The organism is Bradyrhizobium oligotrophicum S58 (assembly GCF_000344805.1).
In the GTDB taxonomy this organism is placed as follows: domain Bacteria; phylum Pseudomonadota; class Alphaproteobacteria; order Rhizobiales; family Xanthobacteraceae; genus Bradyrhizobium; species Bradyrhizobium oligotrophicum.
In genome coordinates, this window is sequence record NC_020453.1 from 2,382,677 (window position 1) to 2,404,359 (window position 21,683).

The window sequence follows — 21,683 nt, forward strand, 5'->3', positions numbered from 1 at the left end:
ACGCTTCATTGACCTTAACAAACTAAAAACGGAGCATGCGTGCTGGGTGTGTCGAGGGAACTGGGAGGATTGCGGGCCGGCGCGACAGGGCGACCGTATCGCACGGGTTGCGACGGCTGCGTGGAACCGTGTTCGCCGCCGTCTCCTTGTCCGCGTCGCTGGTCGCCGCCACGGCGCATGCGCAGCAGGTCAGCCAGCCCGGCTTCGATCCGCGGCAGACCGAGAAATATTTCGACGATCAGCAGTCACGTTCAGCGCAGCCGGTGCCGGCGCGGCCGCGCGCGCCGCAATTCGCAACCCAAGAGGGCGGTGGCGATCGTAAGCCTTTGTTCACCATGCGTGGCGTCAGGCTGACGGGAGCCACCGTGCTTACGGCCGAACAGATCGCCGCCGCCTATCAGCCCTATCTCGGCAAGCCGGTCTCGCAGGCCGATCTCGCCGGCATCGCCGCCGGGATCACCGATCAGTACCGCGCCGCCGGTTTCCATCTCAGCCGTGCGATCATTCCGCCGCAGGACATCAGCGACGGCACGGTGCGGATCCAGATCCTCGAAGGCAGCATCACCGAGGTCAGCCTGAAGGGGGCGGGTGCGGAGGAGTTCGGCGTCCGGCCGATGCTCGGCCCCGTGCTCGCCGAGCAGCCGTCGCGGCTTGCGACGCTGGAGCGGCAACTGCTGCTGATCAATGGCCGTGGCGGTGTCCGCATCGCCGATTCCGCGATCGAGGAGATCGGCGGCACCACCGGCCGTTTCCGCCTGGTGATCGAGTTGCAGACCTGGCACGTCTACGGCTTCACCGGGATCGACAATCTGGGCTCGTCGACCGTCGGTCCCTGGCAGAGCTACGCCACAGCCGCCTTCAACTCCTATCTGCTGCCCGGCGATACGCTCACGGCCAACCTGTCGACCACGCCGGGAGATCCGCGTCAGCTTGCCTTCGGGCGGCTGGCCTACGACGTCCCGGTCGGTACCGACGGTGCTCAGATCGGCGCCTCCGCACTGTACAGCGAGGTGCGGCCGGGTGACCGGCGACGGCTGTTCAATGACAACACCGTCACCGAGACGTTCGAATTGCGCGGCGGCATCGCGCCGATCCAGTCGCAAAGCGCTTCGCTCAAGCTGACTCTCGCGGCGGCATTCAGCGATGTCACCGAGCGCGACCTGTTCGGCATCTGGTATCGCGATCGCACCCGCACGCTGACCTTCACCACCGACTATCGCTGGAAGGATGATGTCGGCGGCGACAGCTATCTGACATTGGCCTACCGCCAGGGGCTGAACGCGTTCGGCGCCACGCCGGCGGATGATCCGCTGGCCTCGCGCGCGGGCGCATCGCCGAGCTTCTCGGTCTTCAACGGCTGGTTCGCGCGCTATCAGACATTGTCGGACGCCTGGTCGCTGAAGCTTGCGGCCGCCGGCCAGATCGCCTCGGGGCCGCTGTACAATTCGCAGCAATTCTATCTCGGCGGCCTCGCCTATGGCCGCGGCTATGGCAGCGCCGAGATCAGCGGCGACAACGGCGTCGCCGGCACCTTCGAGGTCCGCTTCGAGCAGAAGCCGAACTGGCAATATCTCACGAGCTACCAGCTCTACAGCTTCTTCGACGCCGGGCTCGCCTGGAACGACGGCTTTCGTCCGGCCGACGGCGTCGCGCTGACGTCGGTGGGAGCCGGCGTCCGCTTCACCTTCCCGAACGACTGGCGCGCCGATCTCGGCGTCGCCGTCCCGCTCGGCTACCGTGCGCCGGACAACACGACGCGCAGCGCGCGGCTGCTGCTCTCGCTGTCGAGCACGCTGAAGCTATGCCCGCAGCGCGGACAGGGGCCGTGCATCTGAGAACTTGCGCGATGGGGGCGGCTGCAGAGGTCCACTTCTCCCATTGGGAGAAGTCGGATTGCATCGTCGGATGCAATCCGGGTGAGGCGCCAGGCTCAACGAACGGGACGAGATCCCTCGGCATAGAGGTTTCAACGGATTGGCGAAGCAGCCTTGCCGGGTCTCCAACGCGCGCACGGCCAGCATACCCCAGATTGCTGCCGACTTGCTGCGACGCCTAGATCGGCAGCCTCGGGTCACAAGCGGTCTTCCGGTCGACAGCCTACTTCTGGTTGAGTCTTGGGAGCGGACATCGCCGGGCGCCGACCGGAGGTCCGACATGGAGCCAAGAGGCGACATCGGCTCGCCACTCTTTCAGAGTGCTCCACATCAGGCCTAATCACCTCCTTTGGGATGGATGCGGCGATCATCCAGCCCTCCGTTCCAACGCTCCATGACTTTCTCGTTGAAGCGCGGCTTATCAAACCTGACCTGGCCGTTGTCCTCGATCAGAAAAATATCATCTCGGCGCGCGACAGCATCCAGGAAGCGGCTCGACCGAATGCTAAGATTGACCTCGCCGCGATGTTCAAAATGACTGTGCAGCATTTCAAATGAGAACATCGCAATACAATAATTGTCAAAGGTCTCGAATTTTGAGAAGTCGGTAGCTGCACATTCTTCCAAGGTCAGTACTGGGTAGAAATAAGGCCCGAACACGAGCGGCTTTGGTTGGAGAGGCTTGAGAATACCAATTTCCTGCAACGTACCGGCGGGCCACTCCCAGCAGCTCAAGTGTCCATGGTCAAAGGCCTCGCGTAGCGAGCCGTCCTTATCAGAAAGCGATTGCATCCATCCTTCTGCGCGGTCGAGATCCATTTTCCGATAAACCTCGAACAAAAACTCGTACACGAGCGCGGCTACTGTCGCGTTTCTCATTCCCGACCTCTAGGGACTTAGCCATCAGGATTATTTGGCTCTTACTAAGAAATGCGTTGTTATTTGATCTCAAATGTCCGCATGGGGTCGAAAGCAGCTTGGCGGTCCCCTACTGCTTACTTCCGGCCGAGGCCCGGCGGCCGACATTGCGTGCGCAGGCCAGACGGCCCGAGACGGATCGTAAATCGTTCCGAACAGGCAGGCATCGCGACTGCTGCGCCCCAGATAGCTGCCGACTTGTTGCATCGCGCGAGTTGGTGGAGTCGGGCAAAAGCAGGCTGTGCGCTCCACCAGTCTCATTTCGGCTGACAGAAGATGCGACGTAGTCTGCCCGGGGCGACCGATCGTGCCGAGGTGCTGGACCCGCCCCCGGCGCTATGCGCCGACCTCTCCCCGATGGAGCGAGTTGAAACGAAATCGCGGCTGACCGCTCGGGTCAACCGAATGCATCAGACTAGACCGGCTTGCCATGGCCGTGGAACAGCCGGCCCTTCTCGGTGATCAGCACGATCACCAGCGCGCTCGACGTGCAGGCCAGGAAGCCGGTCGCGAATGGCAGCGGCGTGCCGTCGAAGGCCTGACCGACCGCGGCGCCGGCGGCCATTCCGAGCAGGGTCGTGATCGAGCCGTACAGCGAGGAGGCGGTGCCGGCATTGGCGCGCTGCGGCTCCATCGCCAGCGCGGTGAAGTTCGCGAACATCAGTCCGAACGTGAACATCATCCCGGCCGACAGGGTCATGAACAGCCACAGCGGCAGCACGTCGAGCATCGCCGTCACGAAACATGCCAGCGCGATCAGCACGCAGCCGACCAGTGCACCATGCGAGATGACGCGCATGCCGAGCCGCCCGACGAGGCGGGCATTGAGGAAGCCGGCGATGGCGATGGTCACTGCGATCGCTGCGAAGGCCACCGGGAAGTAATGCCCGAGATGATAGACGCCGGTGAACAGCTGCTGCGACGACAGCACGTAGCCGAGGATGGCGCCGAAGATGCCGCTCGCGGCGAGCGCGTAGCCGAGCGTCTGACGGTTGGTCAGGGTGTTACGGAAGGAGGCCGAGATCTCGGCAACGGAGAACGGCTTGCGCTCATTTTCCGGCAGCGTTTCGGGCAGCCGTGCCGCGGTCCATAGCAGCGCGATGATGCCGTACAGGGTCAGCACGACGAAGATGCCGCGCCATTGCGTCAGCAGCATCACCGCCTGGCCGAACGAGGGCGCGATCACGGGGATGGCGATGAACACCATCATCGCCAGCGAGACCACGCTCGCCATCCGGCGCCCGGCATAGCAGTCGCGCACGATCGAGGTCGCGATCACGCGCGTCGCGGCGGTGCCGAGGCCTTCGAGGACGCGGGCCAGCAGCAGCAGCTCGAACGAGGGGGCGGCAAGTGCAAACACGCTGGCAATCGCATACACCACCATGCCGCCGATCAGGACGGGGCGGCGGCCGTAACTGTCGGACAGCGGGCCGATCACGAACTGGCCGAGGCCGAAGCCGATCACGAACGCCGACAGCACCGTCTGTAGCCGGTTGGCGACATCGATGTGGAACGAGGCGCCGATGTTCGGCAGCGCCGGCAGCATCATGTCCATTGCCAGCGGGTTGAGCGCCATGATGGCGGCGATCACGATGACGAATTCGGTAAAGCCCATCGGCCGGTGACGGACGATCTCGATGGTGTCGGCACTGGTATCAGCCAAGGCGCGGGCCTTCCATGGTGGGGTAACGCGGGAGATGATGCCCATAGGTATCGGGTTTGCTGCGTCGCACAAGGCGTGTTTCGGAATGGCTGGTCGTCGAGGCCTACCGTTGGCGCGATTGTGACCGGGCGTGACGCGCCGAAAATTGCGCCATTCTGGCGGCGATGGTAACGCCCGTGTGAACGAAGGCGGGTTCGCGCGCGGATGAAGAGCTACAAGATCGTCGTCTATGTCCCCGAAGCCGCCGGCGAGGCCGTGCGCAGCGCCATCGGCGAGGCCGGCGCGGGGCGCATCGGCAACTATGATAACTGCTCGTTTACCGTGAAAGGGATCGGCCGCTTCCGGCCGCTGGCCGGCGCGAATCCCACAATTGGCACGGTCGGCAAGCTCGAAGCCGTCGAAGAGGATCGCATTGAGACCGTCTGCGCCGAGGACAAGCTCAAGGCCGTGATCAAAGCAATCCGCGCCGTGCATCCCTATGAGGAGCCGGCAATCGACGTCTATCCGATCGAGGTGGTGGAGTAGCATGGCGGCGCTTGTTTCGATGTCGCGCGGCGCGCGCGCGGTGCTGGTCGCAGCGGTCATGGTCGCTGCGGTCATGGCGATGTCGTGTCAGGCCGCGATCGCCGAGGACGCAGCGCCCGCCGAGCAGATCTCGGCGTTCCGGCTCAAGCATGGCGAGGGCCGCGTGATGCGCGACGCCACGCTCGACCGCATCGCCATGGAGCAGGCGCGCGCGATGGCCGACAAGGACGATCTCAGCCACGAGGTGCTCGGGCCGTTCACGCGCCGGGTCGCGCCGTCCAACGCCGGCCGCGCCGCCGAGAACATCGCCTATGGCTACGACAATTTCGACAAGACGCTCGGGCAGTGGATCAACTCGGCCGGCCATCGCAAGAATCTGCTGCTGCCCAAGGCGACCAAGGTCGGCATCGCCAGCGCCAGAACGGTCAGCGGCAAGCGCACCTATTGGGCGATGGTGATCGCGGGCGACTACGATGCGGACAAGCCGAAGACCGGCCCCAAGACCAAGGGCAAGCCGGCGGTGGCGCAGACCGCGCCCAAGGCGGATGCAAAATCGGTGCGTTGGGGCGCGAAGCCTCCCGCTTCGAAGGACTGCCATCTCTCCATCAAGGTGATCGGACTCTGCATCTGAGCCCCTCAGCGCGGCTTCTTCAGGTGCAGATAGCCGGGATCGAACTCGCCGATCTCGCACAGCCGGCCCCAGTTGTGGACCATCAGCGTGCCGCTGCGGAAATTGGCTGCGTGGCTGGCGCGCAGCTCGACGAGCGTGCGGTTGACGGTCGCGATCGCCATCCCCAGGGCTTCGCCGAGCTGGATCAGGCTGACGGGCAGCTGCAGCTGATCGCCGTGGACGTGGCCCAGCGCGCGGGCGCGGTAGAACAGCTCGCAGAACAGATGCGCCATGCGCGCCGGCTTGGCCCGCGCGCTGTTGTTGGTGATCGCCTCGCGGAAGATCGCCGCGTCGATCAGCGTCTCGCGCCAGATCGCGAAGCCGAGCGCCGGCCGCCGGGTGATCGCCCGGGTCAGCTCCTTGTGGCCGATGCCGGCCACGGTAGCGGGCCCGATCGCGCAGACCGCGTGGTCCATGCGATCGAGGAACAGCGCCTGCGCATCCGGCCAGTCGCCCGCCATGTGAAACGAGAGATATTGCCGGCCGCCGCCGCTGAGCAAATGATAGCGCGCCACCCACCCTGACAGGACCACCATGGATTTCTCGGGCTCGTCGCCCTGCCGGATCAGGTCCTCATGGTCGGCCAGCTGACGCGGCGCGAAGCCCAGATTCCTGATCTCGGCGACATCGTCGCTGGAGAGCCGGGAATGTTCCCGGAGCTTGTTGACGACGATCTTGTCAACATCCATGGGGAAATCGGGCCTGTTTGATTATCATCCGTATCAAAAGAGACGATGTGGCTCCTGGTTCCTCCTAAAATTGGTATGTTATAATGAGGTGCGGAGGGTGTTGCCGGTCGCCGCATCGGGAGAACAGCCGTGCCCCACATCGCGTTCCTCTACCGGCTCCGTCGCTTGTTCGGCGGCACGGGGCCGCACATCGAGACCATTGCCGCAGCGCTGACCGAGGGGCGCCTGAAGCAGCCGGCGCATCCGATGTCGGATCAGGAGCTGTCGCGCGCGATCCGCGAGTTCCAGAGCCTGCCGCCCACCGAGGCGAGCCTGAAGAAGCTCGCGCAGCGGCTCGGCGATGCCGAGAGCAAGCCCAATTAGCACGCGATCGGCGCGCGCGTGTCCGGCTGCAGCAGGAACAGCAACAGCCGCACCAGCTCGTCCTCCAGCTCGGTCGTCTCGATCCACCGATGCTCGCACATCACTGCGGCCCTGATCGGTCCGAGCGCGGCGCGGATCAGGATGTAGCGGCGCGCAGCAGGAATCGCCTCGCTCTCGAGCCCGACCGCCTCGATCAGGCGCCCGGTCATGCGGTCGACCATGTCGTGCAGCGCCTTCTGCAGTTCGGCGTCGTTGCCGAACAGCACGAGCAGATGCCGCCGCACGCGGTGGCGGCCGGCGAATGGCGCAAAGCCCTGCCGCACGGCCGCGCGCACGATCGCCTCGCGCCCGAGGCCACGATGCGCCTCGAGAGTGTCGGCGAACTGTGCCTCCTGGCGGACGAACTCGCGCAGCACAAGCGCGCGGAGCAGCGACGTCTTGTCCTTGAAGTAGCTGTAGAGCGTGCCGATCGAGAAGCCGGCGCGCTCGGCGATGGCGTTGGTGTTGAGGCCCTTGCCGCCGCCGCTCTGCAGAAGTTGAGCGGTTGCCTCGAAGATCACATCCAGCGTCTGCCGGGTGCGCTTCTGGACCGGAGTTTTTCGAAGGATCTCAGGAGTTTGCTGCATCAATCCGATCTCGGGTCGCGGACGTGGGAAATCGAGTAGGCGTTGCCGCCGGGCCGGGCTAAGTCAGAGCCCGCATGCGGGGCCGGATAGTGATCGATGAGTTCACGGCCGAGCCTGCTTGCACCCGGCTGAACCTCATTTGAACGAAGGACTGATTGCCATGCTTCGCCTCGTACTTCCGTTTGTTGCCCTCATCGCCGTGTCCTCCTGTCTTCTGTCGCAGAGCGCGCTCGCCGGCAACCGCCCCGCTGCCGAGTCCTGCGCCGCCAAGTTGTCGCCGGTCGCGAAGCAGATCTACGACGCGAGCGCGCCGGCGATCGGCCCGGACAGCGTCGTCAAGGATGTCATCGTCGAGCGGGTCCGGCCGCTGGTGATGGCCGGCAAGTTCGATCGCGACACCGCCCGCGCCAACGCCACGCCGGCCGGCGAATGCCTGGTGCTGCTCAAATAGGTCGCGCGGCAGGGCGCGAGGTTGGAGGCTGCGGCCTGACATGAGGTCGCACCCCCAGCCCGGGCGGCAGGTTTCTCCGGGGGACCCCGGCTTGGCAATGCCGTCCGACTCGCGCATCAATAGGTGATGCTCGACCTTCTCACCCGACACTGGGTCGCCGGTGCCGTGTTCATGGCCGCAGCGCTGCTGGCGCTGGTGCCGCTGCTGGCGGCCGACTGGCCGTTGGCGCTGCTGCTGATCTTCCTGCATTCGCCGGGCTACATGATCCACCAGGTCGAGGAGCATACCGGCGATCGCTTCCGTACTTTCGTCAATCAGGTGATATTCGGCGGCCGCGAGGCCCTGACCACGGGCGACGTGCTCTGGGTCAATTGCGGCGCGGTCTGGGGCATCGACCTGATCGCGCTCTACATGGCCTGGATCGCCGGCCCGGCCTGGGCGCTGGTCGCGCCCTATCTGATGCTGGTCAATTCGATCGGCCATATCGGCCCGGCGCTGCGTTTCCGCAGCTACAATCCCGGCCTCGTCACCGGCATCGTCCTGTTCATTCCGCTCGGCCTCGTGACCGTGCTCGCCATCCCCGCGACCGCGGCCCAGCATGCCCTCGGCTTCGGCGTGTCGCTGCTGCTGCACGTCATCATCGCGGCCAACGCCATCCGCCGGGCGTCGCATGCTCGCGCCGTGGCCTGAGCACGGGTCTCATTCGCCCGGAACGAGCTGGATTGCCGGCGACGGCCGTGGCGGGCGGCGCAACCGTCTGCGCGACACATAGAGCAGCACGCCGGTGACGCTGAACAGCGGCATCAGCGCGCCGGCGAGCATGAAGACGAGCTGGCCCGGCCAGCCGAGAATGCTGCCGCGGTGGATATCCAGGATGCGCGCAAGCACGCGCTCGCCCGCCGTCTTGTCGGCATAGCGCTCCGCCGCCTGCAGCCGGCCCGTCGCGCCTTCGATGCGGAATTCGTCGCGCACGCCGTCATGGGCTTCGCGCGGCCATGCTCGCACGCGCACCGTCGTGCCGGCGGCCGGCAGCGTGATCTGAATGGCGGCGAAGCGGTCGCCGGTTTCGCGCAGCACTGTCGCCCATACCAGATCGAGCGCCATCGGCTTCGGCTCCGGTCTGGACTCCGAGCGGCCCTCGCGCGGCGCTTTCGGCATGGGCGGCGGGGCCGCGGCGAGCAGCCAGGTGAGACCGTCCTTGTACCAGTTATAGGAGTAGGACAGCCCGGTCAGCGCCATCACCAGGTAGACCGGCAGCAGCCACGTGCCGATCACGGTGTGGAGCGAACGGTGCAGGCCGCGACCGCTGAGGCCGAGCTGCGGCTTCAGCCATGAGGTCGCGCTGCCGGCGCGTCGCGGCCAGCGCAGCACAAGGCCGGTGATCAGCAGTATCACGAGGCCAAGCACTGTCGCGCCGGTGATCTGGCGGCCGGCACCGTTGCCGTCGCCGGGCAGCAGCAGCCAGCGATGCAGCCGGCGCACGGTGGCGAAGAACGCTTCGCCGCGGGGCGTGCCGAGCACGCGCGCGTCATAGGGATCGACCAGCACCGAGGACGGTCGTCCGCCATTCTCGCCGCGCGCAAAGCGGATGTGCACCGCCGCAGTGGGATCGCGCGACAGCGTGATCGCGGCCACCTTGCCGGCATCCGGATCGGCCTGCAGCCGGGCGACGAGCTCAGCCGGCGCGAGCGGCGCGTCGCTACGCGCCGTCACGTGGGCCAGCGAGGCGTCGAGACCGGCCTGGATCTCGTCCTCGAAGCCCATGATCGCGCCGGTGACGCCCATCGAGGCGAGCACCAGCGCCGCGGCGAGGCCGAGGACGGAGTGAATCTGCAGCAGTGCTGGCTTGATATGGAATCCCGTCAAGCGGCGTCCTCCCCGTCCTGTCGCTAGAACTTCACCGTCGCCGACAGCGACACCCGCCTGGCGTCGCCGACCGCGACGTTCAGCGCGCTCACCGCCGACGGGTAGTAGACGTTGTCGAACAGGTTCTTGACGTTGAGCTGGTAGATCACCGGCAGGTTCTGGTGCCTGGTCTCATAGCTCGCGAAGATGTCGGCCACGACGTAGGACGGCAGCACGAAGCTGTTGGCGGCATCGCCGGCGCGGTCGCCGACATAGCGCGCGCCGCCGCCGAGCCTGAGCTTACCGGGCACGGCGATGCCGAAATCGTAGACCAAGTAGAGGGAGGCGGTGTTGAGCGCGACGTTCTGCAACCGGTTGCCGCGGTAGACCGGGTCATCCGTGACCCTGGCATCGGTGTAGCCGTAGCTGCCGATCATGCTCCAGGCGTCGGAGAGCCTGCCGGTGACGTCGATCTCGGCGCCGCGCGAGCGCACCTTGCCGGCCGTGGTGTATTCGACGACGTTGCTGGCGTTGGTCTGCGACACCAGCACGTTCTGCTTGTCGATGTCGTAGACCGCGACGGTGCCGGACAGCCGCTTGTCGAGGTCGAACTTGAAGCCGGTCTCCCAGGCCGTGCCTTGCTCCGGCGCGATGTTGGAGCCGAGCACGACGCCGCCCGACAGCGGCGCGATGGTCGAGTTCGGCTTCAGCGACTGCGTGTAGCTGGCATAGAGCGAGAATTGCTCGTTCAGCTTGAGGATGGCGCCGCCGAGCGGCAGCACCTTGTCGGCGGCGACGTCGGTGTTGGCCGTGAACGGCCGGCCACGGCCGGCGATCTGCTCATAGTCCATGTAGCGCACGCCGCCGACCAGCGCGAGCCTGTCGGTAAGATGCAGCGTATCCTGCAGGAACAGCGAGTACGTGCCGAGCTTGTCGGTCTGGTCGCTGTCGGCCGGCGAGATCGTCGTGCCCGGCTGCAGCAGGCCATAGACCGGATTGTAGACGTTGAATGAGGTCGAGTTTGAGACAGGCTGGCGGATCAGGTCCTGTCGATAGATCGTGCGATATTGCGCGTCGCCGCCGAACAGCACCTCGTTGCGCAACCCGCCGATCCAGAAGCCGCCCTGCACGTAGGACGTGCCGTAGCTCACCCGGCTCAGCGATCCCCACGTACCGTCATTGCTGCGGGTCTCCACGCCCTTCGCATCAATCTTGGTGATGCGCAGCTGGTTGGCGCTGAAGCTCTCGGTGTTGTAGCTGTAGGCCGCGTTGAGTTTCCAGTCCTCGTTGAGCTTCTGCTCGATCGAGGCCTGCACCAGGTCGGACTGTCCCCACATGTTGTTGAAGGGCTCGTCGAGCCGCCGCGTCGCCGGGATCGCCAGCGGCGCGCCGTTGACGAAGGCGGTGCCGCGATCGAACGGGGTGATGAACTCGCGATGTTCGTAGTTGAGCTGCACCGTCGTCGTGTCGCCGTACCAGGCCAGCGACGGCGCCGCCAGCATCTCGCGGTGGCGGCCGAAATTACGCCAGTAGTCCTCGCTGACGCCGTAGCCGATGAAACGATAGGCGAGGCCGCCATCGCCGATCGGGCCGGTGACGTCGATCGTGCCGTCGGCGCCGGTCCTGCTGTTGGCATAGGCCGAGCCGAGCAGCGTGACCGAGCCGTGCTGATACAGCTCGGGCCGCTTGCTGATGGTGTTGACGATGCCGCCGGGATCCATGATGCCGTACAGCAGCGAGGCCGGTCCCTTCAGCACCTCGACGCTCTCGATGGCGGCATTGAGGCTGCGACCCTGCACCAGCGGCATGCCGTTGCGCATGATCGAGCCGTCACGGTTGTCGCCGAAGCCGCGCCGCATCACCGCGTCCTGGGTGCCGGCGAGCGTGTTGGCCTGGGTGACGCCGCTGATATTGGCGAGCGCATCGTCGATGTTGCGCGGCAGCTGGTCTTTCAGCACCTGCTCGGGCACGACGTTGACCGATTGCGCCGTGTTCAGCGGCGAGGCGCCGGTTCGCAAGGTCGTCGCGCTCGGCATGGCGCGGTAGTTGAGCTTGGCGGCGTTCAGCACCGCGGCCTCCGCTGCCGCGCGTTCCGCGCGCGTCGGCGGAGGCGGAGCCTGCTGGACCGTTCGTCGTGACGGCAGCGCCTGTGCGCGGCGCTGCTGCGCGCCGGCGGTGGCGCTCGGAGGCTTGCGCTTCGCGGTCGGCGCATCCACCGTCACCGGCGGCAACGTCGCCTGGGCATGCACGGGGGCAGGAGAGCAGAGCAGATCGGCAGTCAAGGCGCCCATGATAGCAAGCGCGCCGCACATCCCGGTACGATCGCGAGGATCGCGCCGGCCTTCACACTTCGTCATCGTTCACGTCACTTCCACGTCGAGTCGTTCAGGCGTCGGCCCGAACGACGTTCGATCTATCAACCCGGCGGATCGAAGGACATGGCGCGTGTAGTTGAATTGCTCTAAGCAGTGCGGAGTTTACGCGTCGACGAGTTGTTCCAAGCCGCGCGGAATTGCGGCGTGGTGGCGTATTCCCGCGTTTTTCGCTTCGATTTCCGTCGGCGTCGACGGCGCTAGCAATGGCTCGTGCGAGCGATGCGCATGGGTGCCATGCGCGGCTCCGCCGCGGCGGCCCTCTACTGCCGTTGCAGAAGGCCGCCAGTCTCAATTTTCGGAACGGCGGAGACGACGAACAACAATCCTCATCGCTTCGGATTGATCGTGCCCGAATGCGGGCTCATCGTGCCGGTGGTGCCGTTCTCTGTCCCGGTGACATCGTCGCTCATGCCGGTCGCGCTGCCGGTGCGGCCGCCGGTCGCGCTGGTGTCGGTGCCGGTCGACGAGCGGCCCATGTTCGCACCGGTGGTGCCGGTGTCGGTCGAATGGCCCATCCCGGGACTCGTCGCCGTGCCCGAGCCGCCGGTGCCGGTATTGGCGCCGGCGCCGCTGCTGCTCTGGGCCAGCGCAAGTGAGCTCGTCAGCGCGAAAGCCGCGGCGATGCCGATGGTGGTGATCGTCTTCATGCGATGCCTTTCTCTCCTTGAGCGGAGCTAACAGCGATTGCGTCGTGCCGTTCCTGACAGACAGACTGCCTTCCGCCGGATCGGCTGGCCGCGCCTCAGCCGCGGCCCTTGTTGTCGTTGTGATCCTGAAACTGCTCGGTCTCGACGCAGCGGCCGTCCTGGCCGCGTTCGCGCGAGCTCTCGGTCTTGTCGCGGTTCGACAGCACCATGTTCTCGCCGACGAGATCCTCCTGCAGGTCGGTCATGGCGCCCGAGCCATCGCCCTTGCCCTTGAGGTGCGGTCCAGGCGCAGAGCTGCCGTTGCTCGGTTGCGCCGCGAGCGGCCGCTGCCGGTGCTGCTCGCGTTCGATCTCGCGGGCGAGCTCGCCGGAATCGGGATTGTCCGGCTTGCGTTCGAGCGTGCGCAATTGCTGCTCGTGGGTCTTGCGGCCCTGCAACGCGCGACGGCGCGGCGGCTGGTCGCGGTCGGATTGCGGCGGCCCGCGGCGGCGGTCCATCACCTCGGCCTTGTCGATGCCGCCCTGCGCATTGGTATCGTTCTCGACATCGCCCTGGATCGTGTTGACGCCTTCGAGCTCCTGGAGATCATCGAGGCTCGCCTGCGCCATCGTCACGCCCTTGGAGCCACCAATCAGCGGATTGCGAACGAGGTCGACATTGGTCGGGCGCGGCAGCTTCCGATGCTTGTTGCTCATTGGTTGCTCGCTCCATGCGCCGGATGCGTGTTTCCGCCCTTCGCTTCCGGCCGTGCGTAGGGCGTGAGTCGTGCTTGCCGCCGCCGGTGGAGACGCGGCTGTGCCGACGGCCGACACGACAGGTTCCTCGCGTTCCCCTCCCGGCTGTACCTGACTGTCGTTTGCGAAGGACCAACGCGCGCCCCGGAGCAGAGTTCTAAATACAAAAGGGATTGATCGGTGTGTTCCGGCCGGGTCGCGATGCCCTCGGCCGTCAACCGCGGCTCTGACGACGCAGGTCATGTGCGGGAGGATGTCGACGAGCGTGTGGTGCGCCGCGCTTGGAGTTTCTCAGCAGCGCTGCGGTGACATGTTGGCAGGCACAGCGCCGAGCCGGTGCTAGCCTGCCTTCACGTCTGGCGTGACGTCCTCGACATGATGAAGGATGAAAGCGAGGCGTCCCTGCTCGTCATGGAGAGGCGTGTTGATCGGCTGCCAGTGCCGTTCCACGAACACGCCTTCGGCATTGCGGATGTCGTAGCGCTGGATCGGCATTGCGTGCGGCTGCCCGGTCTGCACCACCGTGCGCAGCGAACCGTAGAGATTGTTGACGCCGTCGGCGAGCGGATCATCGGGATTGTCCGGAAACACCTCGAAGAGCGATTTGCCTGCGATCATCTGCCGCTCGGTGAAGGTCACGGCGGCATAGGCTGCGTTGATGTCGGCGATGTACAATCCTGGTCCTGGGTCGATCAGCATATAAGGGTGAGGCGAGGTGTCGAATTCCCGCTGGAAATGCCGCTTGATCGCAGTCGCGTCGGCGACCGGCCGTCGGTGCAGATTCGACGACGAGGGATCGGCGCCCACGTCCGCGGCTTCGAGCAGGGCCAGCTCACGCCTTGTGCTCGCAAGCAGCACCCGCAGCGTGCGCAGCAAGACGGCGTCGGTCGATTCGGCCAGCAATTTCTCGAAATGAGCGACGTTCTGCTCGCAGATGAAACGTTTCATCATCGCTCTGAATCACTTTTCCCCGGCCGGAACCCAGTCTAGCCGGGCGCAGCCTCTATGTCATGGCTGGTGCCGAAGCGGCGCCGGCATGCCGCAGGGCGTGAATTTGGCGCGGCAGCTGGACTCGCCGTCGCGCCGTCCTGATCATGGCGGCCCCCGGCGCAATCTCACGCGGCGGGCGAAGTGAACGTTGCCGCGGCTAGTGGACCACATTGCCTTCGATCGTCACGTCCTTGCCGTATCGTCCCCGGGTCTTCATCGTCAGTTTGTCGCCGACGAAGGTGAGGCGCCAATTTCGCTCTTCGCCCTGGCCAATGAATTGCACGTCGACCGCAAACGTCGTGGCGTCGACCCAGCTGCCTTTCATGGCGCGGTAGGTGTAGGGCTGCCAGGGATGGCTCTGGGCGGTCTTGCGGAAGGTGCCGTCGAGCCCGATCGGGCTTTGCAGGTGCAGAATGCCGTTCTCCGAGCCCCGCTCCGGGATATCCCATGCGACATGCGGATCGGCGTCCGTCAGATACAGCGTCATCGCCCTGATGCCGACCGGGCTGGGCGGGAACGTGTAGGTCTTGCCTGAGATGGCTGCCGCGATCTCCGGCACTGCGCCGACCGGGCTCCGAGCCTCCGTGGCCACCTCCTTGACGGCAGCCGCGAGGTTCGCCGCGGCTTCCGGTGCGGCGGGCAAGGCGCTGTCCGATTTGACGGCTGCCGAAATCTCGTTCGCAAGCTTGCGGAACGGACAGAAGTCGCGCGCGGTCATCACTGCCACGATATCGGGATCGGGCAGCACCATGATGACCTGGCAGTGATAGCCCACGGTCATGAAGACGTTGCGATCCGGCAGCGCCCAGAACTGGTCCGCATAGCTCAGGCCCGGATCGAACGCCGCGTTCATGCTGATCGTGGCGTGGCTGACGGCCTCGATCCAGTCGGGCGGCAGCAATTGCTGGTCGCCCCAGCGCCCGCGGCGCAGATAGAGATAGCCGATCCTGGCCATGTCGCGCGGCTTCAGCGCCAGCCCGAAGCCGCCGCCGGACACCCCCTGCGGATCCTTGAACCAGGCGTGCTCCGTGATGCCGAGCGGGGCGAACAGTCTTTCGGTGGCGAAGTCCTCGGCGCTCCGGCCGGTGAGCCTGGTGACGAGCGCGGAGAGCAGATGCGAGTTGCCGCTGTCGTAGTAGAAGGTCTCCCCCGGCGCATGGGCCATCGGCCGGTCGAGAATATATTGAACCCAGTCGGGGCTTGACGTCATTTCGACAATGGATCTCTCGGCACCGCCATTATAGCCCTCGTCCCAGTCGAGGCCCGAGGTCATGTTGAGCAGATGCTGCACGGTCATCGCCCGCTTGCGCGCGTCGACATTGGCGATCTTGCGATCATGGAAGAAATCGAGCACCGGGTGATCGAGGCTGTCGAGCCTTCCGTCCTTGTGCAGCATCGCGATCAGCGTAGAGACCACCGCCTTGGTCGAGGAATTGATGATGTGCAGATCGTCCGCCTTGTACGGGTCGTAGGCGGCGTCGAGCACGATGCGGCCATGGCGCGTGATCAGCAGGCTGTCGAACCGCAGCGTCTTGCCGAAAGCGACCAGCTTCGCCAGCGCCGCGGAATCCATCCCTTCGTCTTCCGGCGTGGCGGTCTGCCAGTCCGCTTGCGGAAAGCCGGCTGTTTGAGCGCCCTCGGCCATCGCAGGCCTGATGAACAGACCGCCGAGCAGCAAAGCGGCGGCAAAGCTGACACGCAACATGTTGCATTCCCCCCGGACCAACAATGCCTATCAACGCCATCGGAGCGCCGCGATCAATCAAAGATTGCGTGATATAACTGTGCCGCAGCGAAAACGGCGGGTCGGCGTCGCACGCGCAGGGCCGTTGGATTCGCACTCATCTAGCGATCCTGCAGTTCAAAACGCCGAATGGCATGCCTGTGATCCCGCGTTCAAAAAGGTTGTGGAGAAACCTAAGACCATACGCCACCCCTAGCTTTGTGGGCGTCGCACAGTTCTGGGTAGTGCCAAATCATGCACTTCATGTCGTTGCGACGAATGAGCGCCTGCGCTGACTTGCGCGTGGCCTGTTCAAAGCTGCTGTACTTTTCTTCGACCCACTGCCGTAGGTGCTCCCATTGTTCTTCCCCATGCACCTGAGGCCGATCTTCAAGACACCACCATTCATCCATCGTGAGATGGTTTTTCCGATATTCCAAAGCCCAGAAGTCTGCGGCTTGAAGTGGTCGAATGTCCCGGAAGGTAAGTTCTTTCGGCAGCCCTACCGTGACTAGCTTGTCGTAAATTCCGTCCGGTCCGTAGTAAGCGTCCATGTCGGCATACTGCTGAGCTTTGGCCAGTTTTGATTTGACCTTTTCCACGTGATCGAAGATTGGCTCGACTGGACGCCCGGCCGATCTCGAACGCCGACAAGGTATCCCCCAGGGCGCGGGCCGCGTAGGAAGCCTCGGCGGCGGCCCGCGCGGTGGTGTTGTTGGCGAGATTGATGCCGTAGATCACCTGCCAGTCGGCCTGTTTGGCGAAGGCGGTGAGCGCGTCGACCATCTCGGACTGGATCGGCGCCAGTCCGGGTACGCCACCGAGCCACGCGCAGCGGTCCACGGCATTGGCGCCGATACGCAGGACGCCGGGGCCGAGCAGCCGGTACAGCCCCAGCAGGTCGTCATTGCCCGGCGTGAACATCGGTTGTCGTAGCTTGTCCTTCTCGTAGCTCAGGCCAACAAAGCGGCTGGTCATGGTCACGCCGGGCCTGCCGCGATCGAGGCGAACGCCGACCTCCATGTGCGCCGTGCCGCGCGGCGATTTCGCTGCGGCCGGGAAGGCGGCCGGCATTGCGGTCGAACCGGCGGCGCTGCGGTCGGCCGTGCCGCCGAGAAGGCCGCCGATCCCGATGCGCGACAACAAGGCGATCAGTTCACGGCGTGCCAGCATAGGATCGGACATGGATATCCCCTGATCGCGTGTGCGCCGCGGCTACGGCCCGCGCCGTTAGATCCGCGGCGAAAACCCGTCTGCCGCAGCATCGCGTTTTGTTGAAGGGACGTGATGACATATCTCACGAGACCCGACGCTCTAGCCGTCACAGGGCCGAGCTTTCTTGGCTACTGTCATAGGGAGAAAACAAATGACCAAAGTCATCTTCATGTCGGCCGCGTTGATCGCAGCAGCCGTCATCACGACCCAAGCCCAGGCCGCCCGCAACAGCAATGCCGCGGCACGGCACACCATGAACAAAACCCACACCATGACGGACCACACCATGACGGATTGTGTGCGGGCGCCGAATGTGGGCGCGTTTGCCACAGCTCCCTACACCAAACCTCCCTGCATGCCCAACAGCATGAATTGATGAGCAGGCCATTGCTGACCTTACTGCGTCACAGGGCCTGGGGCGCTGCCTTTCTCAGCGTTATTCCGAGGCGACGCGCCAGCATCGAACTGTGGTGCGCAATTGCGCACCTGAGCATATCGAGAAATCCTGGTTCAGCCCTGACGGGCTGCCCCCGAATGACGGCGCTTATGGCGCAGTAGGACTAAGCAGGACAAGTCGGGCTGGCGGACATCGCCGGCCTGACCATGCACTCGTTTTTGGGCAACGGCGGAATCCGGTTTTGGCAGTAGCGCGATCAATTGTATGCGCGTGAGATGCCGATTCAGAACTTCTTGACTTTGTCTGCCAGTAGCTCGTCGTACAATCGGTCGATCTTGCGCATCTGATCGGGCGTGACATCCTGTAGATGCCGCGATCTCAGGTCGTTCTCCGTTGGCTGGTAATTCCGCCCATCGTGAATTGGCCATCGTCCACTGTGAAATGACGATGGCGCGTCAGCTGCAAGCGCGGTGGGGACACTGATTGCAATCGTCCCCACCGCCAACAATGTGCAAACGGGAATAGCATGTCGTGATCTGCGAGCTCCCATTGCGAGTCTCCGTGCCGAGGGGATAGCGATCGATGGAGCGAACATCGGCAGGCTCGCTCGTCCTTTGAGATTGAAATGTCGCCGACCTAATCCAACAACACGACGTGATACTCCGTAGGGTGGGTCGCCCAAGCAAGACCCCCGCTTCTGGCCAAGGCGACCTTGCTGCACAAGTCGCTGCGAAATAGCGCGGTCTTTCGGCATATTCTGCTGTCGTCCCGGCCTCGCGCCCGGACCCATATGCCGGGAAGATGTGATGAGGTGGACGAGGCTGCACCCGTGTCACCAACGACATCTGGTGGCTATGGGTCCTGGCGTTCGCCCGGAAGACACTGTGCCTGGGACTGGCCGCGTGCCCGGGGTGCCCGTCGGGCAACTCAGTTGCGCGATTTGACGTTCGCGACCGCTGCAAAGACCACGAAAGCAGCCGCAAAATTTCTGCGCCGACCAGGAATTTTTCGCCGCGATTTCAATGCGTCACGCGAGGTCAACGCATCCGGCAAAAATCAATCTATTTCTTTTTTTCAGAAGCTATGATTGGATGCGTCATCCCGCCTCGTCGAAGAGGGGCGTACGCGTCGTCACGATACGTGGAGTGCGGGGAGCGATGGCCGTGAGACGCCGGTGGACGACCGGTGTCTTTGCGGACGGTGAAGTCGCGTGGTCCTGGCACCCCGAAGCTGGTGTCAAGCAGGCCGCGTTCATGACGAGCGCGCCGGTGACGGGGGCAATCAAGCCGGTCCCCGAGGAGAGCGCGAAGTAAGCCGTAAAGCCGTTGCGCAGGGGAGGCCGGGATGTCCTGGCCGGACCTGTGGTTCCTGCCCCGTGCACTTCTTCACGCACGGGGGCCGCGGGTGTCGGCAGACGCCCGGTCTTCCCTGCACCCTCGATCTAACGAGGGTTTCGATTGTCGAGGATCACCTCGGGCACGATCGTGCCGCGGGAATGATGAGGTGCGTTCTGATGCGAACGATTTGCCGAGGTTTGATAAGAGTGAGGTGGGCGCCCGTTGCATCGATCACCGCCGTCATTGCGAGCGGGGCCTCACACTCAACTGTCTTCGTCCGCGCAGGCGGACGATCCAGTATTCCAGAGGCGGTCGTGGTTCGCCGAGACGACACGGCGTACTGGATACCCGGCCTTTGCGGGGTATGACAGCGGTGGGTGGGGCTGGCGACGGGTGGGGCTGGCGACGTGGGCATGACATGCGTGCGGCTGGCATGGCGCCGCCCGACACGGGGCTCGGCATCACGCCAACGTTCCGCCCCCAATACGTCACCCGTCCTGACCCTTATTCGGCGTTGCGAGACCCTGGCAATCCCGGTAAAAGCTCGGGTGAGGGCACCTCGGCAACAATCCGTCAACGGTTTTGCCGCACAGTTTTCGTGTTCTCGCAAAAGGGTTTGGCAATGCTGATTCGCAGCGCAGAGATCGAGGCCATCGCCGGGGCAGACGCCCGGTCGATCGCGCTCGCTTTGCTGCAGCCTGCTCGCGGCCTGACCGGCGCGCTCGAGCTTCTGCTTCTTAGCTGCCCCTGAGGGCCGGCTGGGCGGAATGCGCCTGGGCACTCAGGGGATTGCTTCGAGACCGAAACACCCTTCAGCGCCCAAGCCTTCAGGGATCAAGTCTTCAGAGATCCTGAACGCCAAGCGCACCACATGACAATCGAGGAACAGCAGATGTCCAATCCCGTCCAGTCCGACAAGGACCGCGTCGTCATTTTCGACACCACCCTGCGCGATGGCGAGCAGTGCCCCGGCGCCACCATGACCTTCGAGGAGAAGCTCAACATCGCGGCCATGCTGGACGAGATGGGCGTCGACATCATCGAGGCCGGTTTCCCGATCGCGTCCGACGGTGACTTCGAGGCGGTCAACGAGATCGCGAAGCGGTCCAAGAACGCCGTGATCTGCGGCCTGTCGCGTGCCGGCGCCAAGGACATTGATCGCTGTGCCGAAGCGATCCGCCCGGCCAAGCGCGGCCGCATCCATACCTTCCTGTCCACCTCGCCGGTACACATGAAGTACAAGCTGCAGATGGACCCGCAGCAGGTGTTCGAGCTGGTGATCTCCTCGGTGACGCGCGCGCGCAACCACACCGACGACGTCGAATGGTCGTCGGAGGACGGCACCCGCACCGAGTTCGACTTCCTGTGCCGCTGCGTCGAGGCCGCGATCAAGGCCGGCGCCACCACCATCAACATTCCGGACACCGTCGGCTACGCGGTGCCGGAAGAGTATTACGACCTGTTCAAGCGCGTGCGCGAGACAGTGCCGAACTCCGACAAGGCGGTATTCTCGGTGCACTGCCACAACGACCTGGGCATGGCGGTCGCGAACTCGATGGCCGGCGTGCGCGCCGGCGCCCGCCAGATCGAATGCACCATCAACGGCATCGGCGAGCGCGCCGGCAACGCGGCCCTGGAAGAGGTCGTGATGGCGATGCGCGTGCGCAACGACAAGCTGCCGTTCTGGAACAAGATCGATACCACCCAGCTGACCCACGCCTCGAAGGTGGTGTCGGCCGCGACCTCGTTCCCGGTGCAGTACAACAAGGCCATCGTCGGCCGCAACGCGTTCGCGCATGAGAGCGGCATCCATCAGGATGGCATGCTGAAGAACGCGCAGACCTACGAGATCATGCTGCCGGAGACCGTCGGCGTGAAGCAGACCTCGCTGGTGATGGGCAAGCATTCCGGCCGTCACGCCTTCGTCCACAAGCTGGAGGAGATGGGCCACAAGCTGTCGAGCAACCAGGTCGAGGACGCCTTCGTCCGCTTCAAGGCACTGGCCGATCGCAAGAAGCAGATCTATGACGAGGACATCGAGGCCTTGATCGACGAGGGCATGGTGAGTGCCCATGATCGCATCAAGCTGCTGTCGCTGTCGGTGATTGCCGGCACGCGCGGTCCGCAGCGCGCCACCATGAAGCTCGACATCGACGGCGTGACGAAGATCGAGGAGAGCGAGGGCAACGGTCCGGTCGATGCGGTCTTCAACTGCATCAAGTCGCTGGTGCCGCACGAGGCCAAGCTGGAGCTGTATCAGGTCCACGCCGTGACCGAGGGCACCGACGCGCAGGCCGAGGTCTCGGTGCGGCTGTCGCAGGACGGCCGCTCGATGACCGCGCGCGCGGCCGATCCGGATACGCTGGTGGCTTCGGCCAAGGCCTATCTCGGCGCGCTGAACAAGCTGGTCATGAAGCGCCAGCGCGACGTGGCGCAGGGTGCAGGTGCGGCAGCCGCTGCGGCGAGCTGATTTTACGAGGTCGTTCCGGGGCAGCGCAAAGCGACCGCCCCGGAACGACTGCTATTGCGCTGCAGCACGGGAATCCCGGGTCTGCGGCTAACGGTCAATGGCAATCCAGCCGGCGACCCGCTAACAATGGCCCTGGCATACAAAGCGGGGGCGTCATTGCAATGCCCCCCC

Annotated in this window: 20 protein-coding genes; 9 read left to right on the plus strand and 11 right to left on the minus strand. The window is 64.8% G+C overall.

What is annotated here, in order from left to right:
* Window positions 1-35: 35 nt before the first annotated feature.
* Window positions 36-1,835 carry a ShlB/FhaC/HecB family hemolysin secretion/activation protein gene (locus S58_RS10195; RefSeq protein ID WP_083938552.1) on the plus strand — a complete coding sequence of 600 codons (1,800 nt, stop codon included), beginning with the start codon at window positions 36-38 and terminating at the stop codon, window positions 1,833-1,835.
* Window positions 1,836-2,210: 375 nt separating this feature from the next.
* Here S58_RS10195 and S58_RS10200 read toward each other — a convergent pair whose 3' ends face one another.
* Window positions 2,211-2,753: a hypothetical protein gene (locus tag S58_RS10200; RefSeq protein ID WP_015665212.1), complete on the minus strand. Its 543-nt coding sequence runs from the start codon at window positions 2,751-2,753 to the stop codon at window positions 2,211-2,213.
* Window positions 2,754-3,207: 454 nt separating this feature from the next.
* Entirely contained in the window at window positions 3,208-4,455 is a 1,248-nt protein-coding gene (locus tag S58_RS10205; RefSeq protein WP_042339161.1) for a multidrug effflux MFS transporter, read from the minus strand.
* A gap of 204 nt (window positions 4,456-4,659) precedes the next feature.
* On the opposite strand from S58_RS10205, the gene S58_RS10210 reads away from it, so the two are divergent.
* Together S58_RS10210 and S58_RS10215 are read left to right on the plus strand one after the other, a co-directional pair.
* The gene (locus S58_RS10210) at window positions 4,660-4,980 is read left to right on the plus strand and encodes a Nif3-like dinuclear metal center hexameric protein (protein ID WP_015665214.1); all 321 of its coding nucleotides are present in this window, start codon (window positions 4,660-4,662) and stop codon (window positions 4,978-4,980) included.
* 1 nt (window position 4,981) lies between these two features.
* Window positions 4,982-5,611, plus strand: a complete 630-nt coding sequence (locus S58_RS10215; RefSeq protein WP_015665215.1) for a CAP domain-containing protein — start codon at window positions 4,982-4,984, stop codon at window positions 5,609-5,611.
* Window positions 5,612-5,616: 5 nt separating this feature from the next.
* Here the strand turns inward: S58_RS10215 and S58_RS10220 are convergent, their stop codons facing one another.
* The gene (locus S58_RS10220) at window positions 5,617-6,339 is read right to left on the minus strand and encodes a Crp/Fnr family transcriptional regulator (protein WP_015665216.1); all 723 of its coding nucleotides are present in this window, start codon (window positions 6,337-6,339) and stop codon (window positions 5,617-5,619) included.
* A 129-nt stretch (window positions 6,340-6,468) separates the two neighbouring features.
* Between S58_RS10220 and S58_RS10225 the strand changes: the two genes are divergently transcribed.
* On the plus strand, window positions 6,469-6,702 hold the full coding sequence (locus S58_RS10225; RefSeq protein WP_015665217.1) for a hypothetical protein: 234 nt from the start codon (window positions 6,469-6,471) through the stop codon (window positions 6,700-6,702).
* On the opposite strand, the gene S58_RS10230 is transcribed toward S58_RS10225, so the two are convergent.
* Window positions 6,699-7,328 (minus strand): TetR/AcrR family transcriptional regulator, encoded by a 630-nt coding sequence (locus S58_RS10230; RefSeq protein WP_015665218.1) that lies wholly within the window; start codon window positions 7,326-7,328, stop codon window positions 6,699-6,701. The two genes, S58_RS10225 and S58_RS10230, sit on opposite strands and share 4 nt — an antisense overlap.
* Before the next feature lie 160 nt (window positions 7,329-7,488).
* Between S58_RS10230 and S58_RS10235 the strand changes: the two genes are divergently transcribed.
* Complete coding sequence (locus S58_RS10235) at window positions 7,489-7,779, plus strand: hypothetical protein (protein ID WP_015665219.1); 291 nt, start codon at window positions 7,489-7,491, stop codon at window positions 7,777-7,779.
* Between the two features lie 126 nt (window positions 7,780-7,905).
* Entirely contained in the window at window positions 7,906-8,469 is a 564-nt protein-coding gene (locus S58_RS10240; protein ID WP_015665220.1) for an HXXEE domain-containing protein, read from the plus strand.
* A gap of 9 nt (window positions 8,470-8,478) precedes the next feature.
* Here S58_RS10240 and S58_RS10245 read toward each other — a convergent pair whose 3' ends face one another.
* From S58_RS10245 to S58_RS37435, 7 genes are all read right to left on the minus strand, one after another.
* Complete coding sequence (locus S58_RS10245) at window positions 8,479-9,645, minus strand: PepSY-associated TM helix domain-containing protein (RefSeq protein WP_015665221.1); 1,167 nt, start codon at window positions 9,643-9,645, stop codon at window positions 8,479-8,481.
* A 23-nt stretch (window positions 9,646-9,668) separates the two neighbouring features.
* Window positions 9,669-11,981 (minus strand): TonB-dependent siderophore receptor, encoded by a 2,313-nt coding sequence (locus tag S58_RS10250; protein ID WP_083938553.1) that lies wholly within the window; start codon window positions 11,979-11,981, stop codon window positions 9,669-9,671.
* Between the two features lie 344 nt (window positions 11,982-12,325).
* The gene (locus S58_RS37430) at window positions 12,326-12,646 is read right to left on the minus strand and encodes a hypothetical protein (protein ID WP_015665223.1); all 321 of its coding nucleotides are present in this window, start codon (window positions 12,644-12,646) and stop codon (window positions 12,326-12,328) included.
* Between the two features lie 95 nt (window positions 12,647-12,741).
* Window positions 12,742-13,341: a hypothetical protein gene (locus tag S58_RS10260; RefSeq protein WP_015665224.1), complete on the minus strand. Its 600-nt coding sequence runs from the start codon at window positions 13,339-13,341 to the stop codon at window positions 12,742-12,744.
* A gap of 378 nt (window positions 13,342-13,719) precedes the next feature.
* On the minus strand, window positions 13,720-14,328 hold the full coding sequence (locus tag S58_RS10265; RefSeq protein ID WP_042340677.1) for a PAS domain-containing protein: 609 nt from the start codon (window positions 14,326-14,328) through the stop codon (window positions 13,720-13,722).
* Window positions 14,329-14,527: 199 nt separating this feature from the next.
* Window positions 14,528-16,075: a serine hydrolase domain-containing protein gene (locus S58_RS10270; protein ID WP_015665226.1), complete on the minus strand. Its 1,548-nt coding sequence runs from the start codon at window positions 16,073-16,075 to the stop codon at window positions 14,528-14,530.
* Window positions 16,076-16,498: 423 nt separating this feature from the next.
* Window positions 16,499-17,278, minus strand: coding sequence for a hypothetical protein (locus S58_RS37435; RefSeq protein WP_015665228.1), 780 nt, complete (start codon window positions 17,276-17,278; stop codon window positions 16,499-16,501).
* 181 nt (window positions 17,279-17,459) lie between these two features.
* Between S58_RS37435 and S58_RS10280 the strand changes: the two genes are divergently transcribed.
* From S58_RS10280 to S58_RS10290, 3 genes are all read left to right on the plus strand, one after another.
* A complete protein-coding gene (locus S58_RS10280; protein WP_015665229.1) occupies window positions 17,460-17,684 on the plus strand; it encodes a hypothetical protein in 225 nt (74 codons plus the stop codon).
* Window positions 17,685-19,475: 1,791 nt separating this feature from the next.
* On the plus strand, window positions 19,476-19,793 hold the full coding sequence (locus S58_RS38280) for a hypothetical protein (RefSeq protein WP_162472341.1): 318 nt from the start codon (window positions 19,476-19,478) through the stop codon (window positions 19,791-19,793).
* 141 nt (window positions 19,794-19,934) lie between these two features.
* Window positions 19,935-21,512, plus strand: a complete 1,578-nt coding sequence (locus tag S58_RS10290; protein ID WP_015665231.1) for a 2-isopropylmalate synthase — start codon at window positions 19,935-19,937, stop codon at window positions 21,510-21,512.
* The last annotated feature ends 171 nt before the right edge of the window (window positions 21,513-21,683 follow it).